Here is an 11,755-nt window from a genome sequence, read left to right as displayed (position 1 = left end):
GGGTCGGTCAGCGCCGAACCGCGCCCGCTGCGGGCGAAATAAAACGCCCGCGGTCAGGCGCGCCACGCCTGTTCAGCATCCCCTGCGCGGCAGGCAAAACCTTGCGCCGGGGGACGACGGCGATCTCCGCCCGCCTGTCCGCGCGGTTTATGCCGCCGTCGCTCGTTAGCGCTTCTCCTGAAGCGCCAGCCACACCAGCAGCTGCAAACTGGCGGAGAAGTAGTTCTGATCCGGCGCCAGCCGATCGCTGATATACCCGGTCTCATTCAGCGTCAAATCACGGATTGCCAGCAATCCGCCGTCGAGATTGTAGGGGGCGTTGCTGTTGCCCAGCACGTCAAACCACGCGGGCGTTGTCAGCCGACCGTAGCGCTGCCAGACGTTCTGAAACGGCACCAGGCGCAGGCTCTGCGGATCGTACCACCAGATATTCAGCGGCACGCGAATCGCATCGTAGCTGAAGCGACTGGAGTAACCCACCGCAGGCGCGACCGAACCGTCCGCATTCAGCGCCACCCAGTCGAGCGGCAGGCCCGTTTTGCCAAAATGCATCGCGCCCAGCAGATCCATCCCGTCGTTGATCAGGGCATTCCAGACCTTAAGATGGCTGTGGGCAGCGAAGGCGCTCCACGCCTCAAAGAGAAAATAAGAGGGGTTAAGCACCACATAGCTGGTTTTGTTGAAGCCCTGCGCCCCCGGCAGCATCACCGTACGGCCTGCGAAAGTAGCGACGTTGTGCTTCACGATGGCGCGCTGGATACGATCCGACGCCTGCTGATAGCTTTGCGACGACCACTTATCCGCGGCGCGCTGCAATGCCCAGGCAATAAGCACGTCGCCGTCAGAGGCGTTGTTCTTGTCCGCCACCGGCTCGCTCGCATCCGGCGTATAACGCCAGTAAAACAGGTCGTTCTGCGTATTCAGCAGATGCTGGCGCGTCCAGCTCCACAGCCGATCGAAAGTCGCGCGATCGTCGTTTGCCACGGCCAGCAGCATGCCGTAACCCTGCCCTTCGGTATGGCTGACGTTGTTGTTGGCGTTATCGACAATTCGACCTTCGGCAGTAAGAAAGCGGCTCTTGAAGGTGCTCCAGCCGTCTGCCGACGCCTGCGCGCTCACCATCATCACCATAAAAAATATCGTCCATCGCAGCCAGGCTGGCTTAATCATCACGTTGCTCCGTTAATATCGATAGTGCAGGGTATGGCCGTCGTTAAGCTCCAGCACCACGGCGACCGCCGCGCCGCCGCCCTGGGCGCGCAGCCAGCCGCTGTACAGACCCGCCAGCACGGCGGCCAGCGCTGACTGCCAGTTCGCTGCTTCCAGCGCGTTATCACCTGCGGGAAGCGCGTAGTGCTTCAGCAGAATAGCCGCGTCCTGCGGTTGCAGCTGCACAAAGCCCCAGTTGAAACGGGCCAGTTGCAGATTGAACTCACGCTCCAGATCCTGCACGGTGCGCGCTTCAGGCAAAGGATAGCGTGCCGCCAGCGAATCGCCCATGCTATGGAGAAAGGCTTCCGCCTCCTCTTTACCCGCATTGGCGATCATTCCTTCAATCATGACGCTGACCAGATCGAACCAGCCGGGCTGATGCGTATGGCTGACGACGTCCGAATGCTCACTCATTAGTTGTCTCCAAACAGATAGCGGAAGTAGAGCTGTGCCGTACTTTCGTTGTAATCACCAAAGGTGTCGTAGCCAAGCTGCCCCCCGATGGTCACCTCTTTATTCACTTTGTAATCCGCCCCGGCGTGCAGGTTATAGCCGATGCCGTTTTTGCTTTCGCCGCTGTAGTAAGCGCTCTTCACCGCGCCGCTCGCCGCCCAGGATTCCAGCTGCGACTGCATAGCGGGATCGTTCGGAAAGTAGGCGCTGCGATCCTGGCTGTAGGACTGATAGCCGACCGAGCCGCCCACCTTCACGCTCAGATCGTCGAACCTGCGCGTGAAATCCAGCGGGAGCGACACCGCCGCATAGTTTTGCGGGCTAAAATAGCCGCCCTGCCCGTAGCTGAAATAGCTGAGATTTTTTGCGAAATCCATCCATGACAGGCTCATGCCGACTTTCAGCTCGCGGTCATCAGCGTGGAAAGGCCGCACGTAAGCGCCCGCCGTGGCGTTCAGGCTGTGGTTGCTCGCCACGTTCTCGCCGAGATAGCTGTATGCGCCGCCGCCAATATAAAAGCCGGCATCGCCGTTGTCATAGCTGAGCAGCGCGTTGCCGCCGTTTTTGGTCACCTCTCCCCAGCGCTTGCCGCTCGACTTATCCTGTACGCCCACGTAGGAGAGCAGGCTGTCGGTCATGGCGCGACGCTCGCCGGTGAGGATCAGCGTCAGGAAGTCGGTCAGCTTCGGCGACCACTGCACGCCGCCCACCAGCGTGCTGATGTCCTGGCCCAGCGGCGTACTGCCGAGGTCGATTTTGTAACTGTCGCCTTTCAGCGCCAGATTCAGTTCAACGCCAGACGCCGTCTGCGAATCGGTTGAGGCGTCCGGCACATCGGTGACTTTCGCGTTGCCCGCCGCCACCACTTTCGCCTGCTCCAGCGCATTGCTGCCAAAGCGGCGCCAGGCGTCCCCCGCCGCGCTGCCCGCCGTCAGCGACAGCGGCGTCATGGTGAAATCGAAACGCGCGTCGCCATAAGGCGCGGTAGAGAAGGTCAGCGGCGCTTTGGCTTCAGTCAGCTTGCTGAGACCCGACTCCCCGTCGCGCGCGCGTATCTGAACCTGGCCCTGCGACCAGGTGCCGGTTTTCTCCTGCAATCCTTCCATCATGCTGTCGATCTGGCGCAGCGTGCGCGCCTGCTGGAGCGGCAGACTATCGCCGCTCGCCAGGGTGACCCCTACGGCGCTGCTGGTGACGCCCGCCGACGCGTTCTGCCACGGCAGCACGACGCCGTAGCTGGAGGGCGAACGCCCTGACGGCGCGGCGCTGCGATTAATAAAGGGGTTATCGGCCAGCGCCAGACCGCCCAGGGTTGGCGTCTCGCCGCTTTGCGCGCCCTGTAGGCCAATCAGCTGGCCGCGCGCGCTGCGCAAATAGTTCATGGCCTGAGTATGCTCGCCATTGGCATCGGCGACGCGCGCCAGTAGCAGTAAACGCTCCGGAGAGTGCTGCATCTGTAGGCCGCGCGACAGCTCGTTAGCGCGTGGCAGATTGTTCTGCGCCAGCGCCACGTTGATCGCGCCGACGCGCGCGTCCTGCGTGGCGGTGTCCTGCGTCATCAGATAGTCGTAAACCACGCCCGCTTCTTTGTTCATTTTGCCGTCCTGATAAAGACGAGCCATCGCGAACATCAGATCGCGGTTCTGCGGATCGCGCTGCAATGCGCCGATCAGCTTGTCGTAAGCGGCGGCGTACTGCTTCTGCTCGCGCAGGCGATCCGCTTCATTAATGACGTAGCCGTTACGCATACCCGCCAGCTGCGCTGGCGTGCTGCGCGCCTGTAAAGCCGGATTGCTGAGAAAATTCTGGGCTTCGTTGCTTAGTCCGGCCTGATTCAGCACGGCGACCTGCGCCGCGTAATCTCCCGCGTTGCCCTGTACGCCGCGCTGCATATTGCCGCGCACAATCGCCACGGCGGTCGTGACGTCGCCTGCCCGCAGCAGCTTTTGCGCCAGATTACCGGCATCGACCGGATTCACCGGCGGAGTCTGCGCCAGCGCCTTTAGCGTATTGGCGGCAGCAGTATTCGCGCCCTGCGTCAGATACTGGTCGGCAGTGGCCATTTGCAGGTTGAAGGTAACGCGCTGGGCCAGATCGCGCATGTCGCGCGTCTGCGCGGCGGAGGGAATGCGCGCCAGCAGCGAACTGGCCTGCTGCCAGCCGCCGCTTTCGCTGGCGTTAAGGGCGGCGGCATACAGCTCACCGCTGCCCGCGCCGTTGCGCATTGAGGGCTGCATCACGCTGGCGGCCTGAAGCGTATCGCCCTGGGCGCGATAAAGGCGCGCCAGGTCCAGACGTAGCCAGCCATCGTTGGGGTAGCGCTGAACGCCCTGTTGCAGCGTGGCGATCGCCGCGCCGATGTTGCCCGCCTGCTGCTGGCGCTTCGCCTGCTGCCGGATCGCGCCGCCGCCGTCACCGCCGCCGCGCGGCGCAACGCTTTGCCGCACGCTATCGGGCAATGACGCCAGAAGGGTGTTCGCTTCGCTGCTGCGATTCTGCTGGCGCAGCACGTAAAACAGCCCCTCTTTCGCGCTGCGGTTGTCCGCATCGCCTTGCAAAACAGCGCGGTACGCCTGTTCCGCCTCGCTGAACTGGTTGCTGCGGCGCAGCACGTCGGCGCGGAACAGTTTTGCAGCCGTGCCTTTCTCGCCGTCCGCCTGCGTCAGCGGCTCGCTGAGCGCCAGCGCCCGCGCGCTGTCGCCCTCTTTTAGCGCCTGCTGCGCGGCGGCAAGCTGAGCATAAAAGCGCGCGTCGCTGGCCTGCTGCTGCCGTTCCGCTCCTCGCTCGCCGCCAAGCTGCGCCGCGCGTTGCAGATAGTCCGCCGCTTCGCTGTAGCGGCCGGCGCGCTGCGCGACGTAGCCCATACCGGCCAGCGCGTCGGCGTCCTGCGGATTGGCGTTCAGCACCGTTTCAAAACGCGTCTGCGCGCCGCTGACGTCGCCACTGTTAAGCGCGCTAAAACCTGCGCCCTTTTCCGCGCCGCCGGCGTTTTTACGGTAATAGTTCATCACCTCCGCGTCTTGCGGATGGCGCTGCTGCCAGGTCTGATACAGCGCGGCGTCCGACGTCTGCGGACCCAGCCACAATAGCGCCTGACGCAGCGAACGATCGGCCTCCTGGCTGCCGTCCGCCAGCGGGCCGAGCAGGTCAATGCCTTCACGACGCGTCGCGTCCTGATAGGTCAGCGCTTTGCCCAGCGCCAGCTTCGCGCCGGTATCCTGCGGATGCGATGCTGAGAACTGGCGCAGCGCCTCAACCGCCTGCGGCAGCAGCGTGCGATCCCCCGCCATGGTCAGATAGTATTCCGCCGCCACGCTGTCAGGCGGTTGGTCGCCCTGAAAGGTATTGCGCCACGTCTGCAACGAGGCGGCGATATTGCCGCTTTGCGCCTGCTGACGCGCCAGCGCCAGTTGCGCCTGCGGAATAGTCTGTAGCTGGCGCGCCTTGTCCAGCTCGCCCAGGCGCGCATCCTGCGGTGAGGCGCTGCTCAGCTGCTGGCGATAATGCGCCGCGCCGGCGCTGTCGCCGCTCTGCTGCGAGTACAGGGCAAGCAGGTAAAGCGCCTGAACATTGTTCGGCTCGACCATCAGCACTTTTTGCAGCGCGGATTTCGCGAGATCATCGTGCGCCTTCTGATGCCAGTAGGCCGCCTGGTCGAACAGCGCCTGTAGCGCGGGGTTGGCGCTTTCCGCCGCCAGCAGCGGCAGAGAGAACGTCAGCACGCTGCCCAGCAGCAGCGCGCGACGAATACCGGTACTTAACAGATGTGTTTTCATTATTTTTGTCCTGACGTCTTACCGGAATCGCCTGCTCCTTGCGGATTGAGCCGCCGCCGCGCATGACGCTGCAACATAGCGAAGACCGCCATGCCCGCCAGCGCGGCCAGCGCCAGCGCGGCCAGCGCCATCAGCACTGAATGCTGACTGGCGTACCACACCACCATCATGTACCAGGGCATCTCGCCGCTGGGGTACTGAGGACCAACGCGGAAACTGCGGATGCCGTTTTCATCGGTGATAATCGCGGTATCGCCGCGGATCGCCGCGTTAATGCGCGCTGAGTTCAGATCGCTATGCAGCCGCAGCAGCTGTTCGTCACTGGTGGCGACCGTCATCACCACGGTGCGGTCGGGATTCCAGGGCGAGCGATAGCTGATAAAGCCGCGCCACGCCTCGTTCGAAGAGAAGTAGCGATCGGCGTCGAGCGGCTGGCGATACCAGTCGCCCGTCAGCCAGCTACGCAGCTTCTCCAGGGTCGCGGGCGTCTTTACGCCCAGGGTGCTGCCGCTGGTCTCAAACGGCGAGCGCGCCAGCAGCTGTTGGTTAAAGCTGCTGTCGCCGGTGGTGCCGATCGCCAGTACATCGCTCTGCGCCAGCCGCGCCAGATGGGCGCCGCCGCTCGGCAGACCCAATATCACCTGATTCTGCGCCAGCGCGACGCCGGTGGCATTACCGGCGCGCGCGGCCAGATCGAGCAGCGTGGCAATCTCAGCGTTGCTCGGTGTTTCCGGCAGCAGCAGCGTGGTCTGGCTGAAGTCCGCCAGCCGCGAAAACGGGAACGACGCGCCGACAAAGTAGGAGAGGTTCGGCAGCAGCGTGAAGTGCCGCGTGTGGCTCAAGTCGATCCAGGAACCCTCTTCGATACGGCTTTTAATGTTGTTGTTCAGCAGCACGCCGCAGGGCGCATCCGCTTTTGGCCTGATATTGAAGTAGAGCGACAGCTGGTTGTCGCCGTAGATCAGCCAGGGGTCAAGATGCAGCTGATACTGCTCCTGGCGCGCGTCGCCGCCCAGGCGGTGCCAGGCCTGCTCCAGCAGGCCCACTTTGTTCACCGTCAGATTGCGCAGGAAGGTGCCGTTGAGCATCACGTTCAGGAACGAGTTGTCTTCGTCTATCCAGCTTTCCGACGGAAAACGGTAGTTCAGGTTAACCGGCACGGTATCCCCGTCCCACAAAAACAGATCCGGCGCGGCGCGGAAGTTAACGCGCAGCGCATCGTGCCAGATACCGGTTGAGGTCAGGCTCTGGTTGGGGTCCAGCAGCTCGCTCAGGCTTACCGGACGGCTGGTGTTGATCCAGCGCGGCGCATCGTAGGGCTTACGGCTGACCAGCGGTTGCGGCTGAACGACGAGACTGCTGGCATCGGTATTCAGCGGCTGCGTGGTGAGACGTAACGCCGCCTGGCGCAGTTGCGCATCATTCTCGCCGGTAACCAGCAGCAGCTTGTAGACCGGATTATCAGGATTATCCACCAGCGTCAGCCGGGGACCGCTGGCCTGAGGCATGATCAGGGTGCCGATGCGATCGCCCGGATGCCCGAACAGGATGCCGTTTTGCTCTGGCAGCGCATCGCGCGTCACAGGAAAGCGAATGGTGCGATAGTCGCTCTGAATACCGAGCCATGACGCCACCAGCGCGGCGGCGCTAACGGCGTCTGACGTAATCGTGCTGGCGAACCCCATGCTTACCGACGCAGGCGTCATGCGCAGCGGATCGATAAAGGGACGCGGGAAGTTGCTCAGGCGCGTGCCGATATTCAGCTGCTGCCCTTCGAGACTCAGCGTGGTGTTCGGCAGAACCGTTACCTGATAGTTGCGCGCGCTCTCTTTCTCACACAGCAGCTTATCCGCATCGTTGATTTTGAAGCTGAGATTGTTGCTGGCGACCACCATCGCCGCGGGGATCTCCAGCTGGTAGTCGCTGACGTCGCTGTCGCCGCTTCCCAGCGGCAGCGTGCCAAGCGGCTGGCCGTTGAGCATGAGCTGAAGCGAGGTGTTGCGCGCCGCCAGCGCCTGCGAGACGCGCAGTGACAGATTGAGGCGCGCATTGGTCACCACTTCGTCTCCCGGCAGGGAGAAGACGATGCCGGACTGAAGCTGGCCTCCGGTCAGGGTAATGCCCTGCGGCTGGCCCATCTGCGCGACGGAAATAGCGCTGCTGATCGGCTGGTTAAGCGCAGCGGCAGGCGCAGGCGCGGCAACGGGCTGACCGGGCACAAAAGGCGCGGCGGAGGCCGCCGACGAGAGCTGCGGATCGGCCTGTTCCTGATCCTCCGGCAGCGGCAGCGTCCCAGGCGTACTGCCCGCCTGCGGCGCCGGCGCGCTCTGTTCCGGCGCGGCGGGCGCAGGGCTGTTGACGGGCGCATCCGTTAGGGTTTCCGCCCAGCCTGAAGTCAGCCACAGCGCGGCTGCCAGCGAGGCCGCCAGCAGCGAAGGTTTGCGGATTTTCATGCTGCGCTGTCCTCTTTTACGCCTGCTGACGCCGCGTCTTTGCCTTTGTTGCGGCGATCTTTCCAGCTCAGCCAGAACAGCTCAAATACGGTGCGGATTATGGTGCCCAGCGACAGCAGCGCATTGTCTTGTTTATACTCCGGCTGAAGCCAGGCGTCGGCCCGCGCCAGCACCACGCGCACCAGTTCGCGACGCCGCGCCAGCGGCATCGCGGCGAAGCGCAGACGGATAGACTCGTTGTCGCCGGAAATTTTGCTTACCGGAATGGTGATCGCGCCGGACTGTAGCAGCAGATCGATCTCTTCAATCTCGTCGGTTTCATGACGATTATCCGGCGCATCCAGCTGCGCGCCGCCCATAGAGAGATCGCTGGTGCGGGTGCGTGACGAGATACCGCTGGCGTAGTGAATAATCGCCGGGATCTGTACCTCAATGCGGATCGTTTTACGCACCTGTCGGGTTTCTCGCGCCACGGCGATCGCCGCCATCAGAATGATCAGGCTAAAGACGGCCCAGCCCACGTTCAGGGCAATCACGTAAGGATCGACGCCGAAGTAGTCATGCATCACGGCACGCACCACCCCCGCAGTGATGCCAATGCCCAGCAGCGCCGCCACAATGACGTGTGGGCGCACAATATGGAAGTCGAAGAAGCCCTGATCCAGCAGGCCGCCTTTATCGGTCACGTTAAACTTACCGTGCTTCGGCGATAACAGGGTTAACAGCGTTGGGATGACCAGATGAAAACACATCACGGTTTCATAGATTTCACCCCAAAAGGTGTAGCGAAAGCGGCCATTCATGCGCGAGTTTACGTAGAGCGACATCACCAGGTGTGGCAGTACATAGGCGAAGATCAGCGAAGCTGACGAGTGAATAATATTGAGGTTAAACAGCAGATAGGCCAGCGGCGCGGTGAGGAATACCACGCGCGGCAGGCCGAACTGAAAATGCAGCATGGCGTTGAGATAGCAGAGACGCTGCTGCCACTTCAGGCCGCGTCCCAGCAGGGGGTTATCGACGCGGAAAATCTGCGTCATGCCGCGCGCCCAGCGCGTGCGCTGCACAACGTGCAGGCCGAGACGCTCGGTGGCCAGACCGGCCGCCAGCGGAATCGCCAGAAACGCCGATCCCCAGCCGCGACGCTGCATCTTCAGGGCAGTATGCGCATCTTCCGTCACCGTTTCCACCGCGAAGCCGCCGATCTCTTCCAGCGCCGACCGACGAATGACCGCACAGGAGCCGCAGAAAAAGGTCGCGTTCCAGTTGTCGTTGCCCTGCTGCACCGGACCGTAGAACAGCGCGCCCTCGTTGGGAATGCTGCGCGCCGCGCGCAGGTTGCGCTCAAAGGGATCGGGCGAATAAAAGTAGTGCGGCGTCTGCAACAGCGCCAGCCTGGGGTCCTTCAGAAACGGGCCGACGGTGGCCTGTAAAAAAGCGCGCGTGGCGACATGGTCGCAGTCAAATACGCAGATCAGCTCGCCTTTGGTGATCTTCATGGCGTGATTAAGGTTGCCTGCTTTGGCGTGGCTGTTGTCGTCGCGGGTAATATAGCCGACCCCCACGTCGGCAGCGAAGACGGCAAACTCAGACCGCTTGCCGTCATCCAGCAGATAGATTTTCAGCTTGTCGCGCGGGTAGTCGATGCACTGGGCCGCCAGCACCGTATCACGCACCACGTCGAGGCTTTCGTTATAGGTCGGCACGTAGACGTCCACCGTCGGCCACAGGCTAATGTCATCCGGCAGCGGTTCGATGGTGCGTTTTAATGGCCAGGCGGTCTGCAAAAAACCAAGAATTAAAATCAGCCACACATAGAGTTCGGCAAGATATAAGCCGATGCCCAGAATCGCCTCTGTTTCAGAATTAAAATGCAGGGTTTCAGTGGTGCGCCACCAGATATATCGGGTGGACATCAGCGCAGAGAGAATAACCATGACCACCGTTATTTTCCGACTTTTGCTGAAGCCCAGTAAAAACATCATCAAAATGCTAATTAAGCCAAATATATATTGTTTCTGGCTATCCATCGGCGTAATGACGATCACCGCGGCCGCTGGCGCAAGTACCAGCAGCAGCAGGTAAAACCCGATTTTATTCATGATTTACCCTGGGAAAAGCTGTGTTTTTTTAAAGCCTGGCGACGCCAGGCAATTAATAATGCGTGCTGCGAATGGGCGCCGGAACTTCACCATTGCCGACGGAAATTTTCAAAATACTGGCGACGCGTTTTGCAATTAGCTCAATATCGAACGCCGCTGCGGACGCAGGACTGAAATCATAAACGGACTGCTGAGAGGCGTTGGCTTCGGCCACGCTTTCATCGCGGTGTACCACGCCCAGCAAGCTGTCGCCCAGACGCTGTTGCATAAACGCGGTGACATCGCGGCTGATATTGCGGCGGTTATCGCTCTGGTTCAGCACAAAATAGTGCCCGGACTGATTATTCAGCGGCTGGCCAGTCATGCGATTATTTTCAACCTGAGGTAATAAAGAGACCGAGGCGGTATCCGCCAGCATCACCACTAAATGCATTTCCGCCAGCGAGCTTATCGCTTTCAGCGCCGCTCCCGGTCCCGGCGGAAAGTCAGCGACAATCACCAGACCTGGGTAATTCAGCACCGTATCCAGCCCGCGCCGTAAAAAATGGGGATCTTTCGCCAGCTTCTCTTCAAAGCGTTCGCGCTGCGCCTCGGTGACGTCGCCATAGGGCAGGACAAAGAGGTTGCCGCCGGTGGTGAGGATAGACTGGCTCCAGTCCGCCTGCTCTTCGGAGCGCGCGACAAAGCCGCGTCCATCGTTCAGCGGCACGCCGAAATGCAAACGCAGCGCGTTCTGCACGTCAAAGTCTATCGCTAATACCTTGCTGCCCGCCCGCGCCAGACTCCAGGCCAGATTGGCCGCCAGCGTGGTTTTTCCGACACCCCCTTTCGGCGAGCACACACAAACTAACGGCATAACGCAATCTTCTCCAGTAACGGTTTGAGTAAAGTCTCTTTTGACAGACTGACCGGTTCGCTGTGGCGCGCCCGGAACAGGCCGCCAAAGCGGCGCGGCGCTGGCGCGGCAGGCGACGGCGCAGGCGGGGCCACGCTGGACGCAGGCTGGGCTTCGGTCTGCGGCGCGCTGACCGGCGGCGGGAACAGCGCAGAGACCGGCGCCGCTGCGGCTGGCGCGCTACCGGCAAGGCTGTTGAGAAGGGTATGGCGCGCGGTGGCGGCAGGCTGACGCAGCAGCGGCGAAGCGAGGGGGGTCTGGAATTCATCACCGCGTAAAGGCTGTGGCTGCGGCATATCGATGCGCTGGCTGCCGCTAAAGGGTGTCGATGCCTCTTCATTCGCCAGCTGGCGAATCAGCGCCCACTGACTATTTCCGGCAGATTCCTGTCGCTGGCCTGACATATCTTTAAAGGCGATATCGAGCGTGTGCGTTTTTTCCTTAAAACGCTGCAAATCGTCATAATCTTTCATCGGGCCAGAGTCTGCATTGAGGGAAATTTTGCCGGGAATATATCACATTCATTTAGAAGCGGTGAGATAAATCTGATTACAAAAAATCCACATCCAATAAAAGATATTTATCTTTATGATTAGTTAAACAGAGATATTCGCCTTATTTAGTCATATCAGGAATAAAACGGTTAGCTGTATTTAAGTAATAAACTTAAGCGGAAAATGAGTATCTGCCTCTCTTATTCTCTGTTAAGCCTTAAAGGTTTCGTCACTATTAAACAGAACCTTTGCACCTTTTTCCTTAACGTCAGGCAGAGGCGTTTTCCACGCTGCGGCAAAATGACAGCCGCTCACGTCAGCGGCGATAAACTGTCAGGGCGGCTGTTAGCCGGGAAGAGAGAAGCGTTAG

The 11,755-nt window shown here is 61.1% G+C and carries 7 protein-coding genes; all 7 read right to left on the bottom strand.

Translation table 11 applies throughout. The annotated features are described in order from the left end of the window. Nucleotides 1–165 precede the first annotated feature (165 nt). The 7 genes from BBB56_RS11360 to bcsO are packed head-to-tail and all read right to left on the bottom strand — an operon-like array spanning nt 166 to nt 11,364. On the bottom strand, nt 166–1,173 hold the full coding sequence (locus BBB56_RS11360; RefSeq protein WP_370661859.1) for a family 8 glycosyl hydrolase: 1,008 nt from the start codon (nt 1,171–1,173) through the stop codon (nt 166–168). A gap of 9 nt (nt 1,174–1,182) precedes the next feature. Next, nucleotides 1,183–1,626, bottom strand: a complete 444-nt coding sequence (gene bcsD, locus BBB56_RS11355; RefSeq protein WP_123801066.1) for a cellulose biosynthesis protein BcsD — start codon at nt 1,624–1,626, stop codon at nt 1,183–1,185. After that, nucleotides 1,626–5,441 carry a cellulose biosynthesis protein BcsC gene (locus tag BBB56_RS11350; RefSeq protein ID WP_123801065.1) on the bottom strand — a complete coding sequence of 1,272 codons (3,816 nt, stop codon included), beginning with the start codon at nt 5,439–5,441 and terminating at the stop codon, nt 1,626–1,628. Before BBB56_RS11350 ends, bcsD begins: the two co-directional genes overlap by 1 nt. Further along, on the bottom strand, nt 5,441–7,894 hold the full coding sequence (bcsB, locus tag BBB56_RS11345; protein ID WP_123801064.1) for a cellulose biosynthesis cyclic di-GMP-binding regulatory protein BcsB: 2,454 nt from the start codon (nt 7,892–7,894) through the stop codon (nt 5,441–5,443). The genes BBB56_RS11350 and bcsB overlap by 1 nt, the downstream gene beginning before the upstream one ends. Beyond that, a complete protein-coding gene (gene bcsA, locus BBB56_RS11340; protein WP_123801063.1) occupies nt 7,891–9,996 on the bottom strand; it encodes a UDP-forming cellulose synthase catalytic subunit in 2,106 nt (701 codons plus the stop codon). Before bcsA ends, bcsB begins: the two co-directional genes overlap by 4 nt. Nucleotides 9,997–10,048: 52 nt before the next feature. Further along, nucleotides 10,049–10,852, bottom strand: coding sequence for a cellulose biosynthesis protein BcsQ (gene bcsQ / locus BBB56_RS11335; protein ID WP_123801062.1), 804 nt, complete (start codon nt 10,850–10,852; stop codon nt 10,049–10,051). Further along, nucleotides 10,843–11,364 (bottom strand): cellulose biosynthesis protein BcsO, encoded by a 522-nt coding sequence (bcsO, locus tag BBB56_RS11330; RefSeq protein WP_123801061.1) that lies wholly within the window; start codon nt 11,362–11,364, stop codon nt 10,843–10,845. The genes bcsQ and bcsO overlap by 10 nt, the downstream gene beginning before the upstream one ends. Nucleotides 11,365–11,755: the final 391 nt, after the last annotated feature.

This window comes from Candidatus Pantoea deserta, assembly GCF_003813865.1.
Lineage (GTDB): Bacteria > Pseudomonadota > Gammaproteobacteria > Enterobacterales > Enterobacteriaceae > Pantoea > Pantoea deserta.
The sequence above is the reverse complement of the archived record's forward strand: the minus strand, read 5'-3'. Positions and strand labels throughout refer to the sequence as shown.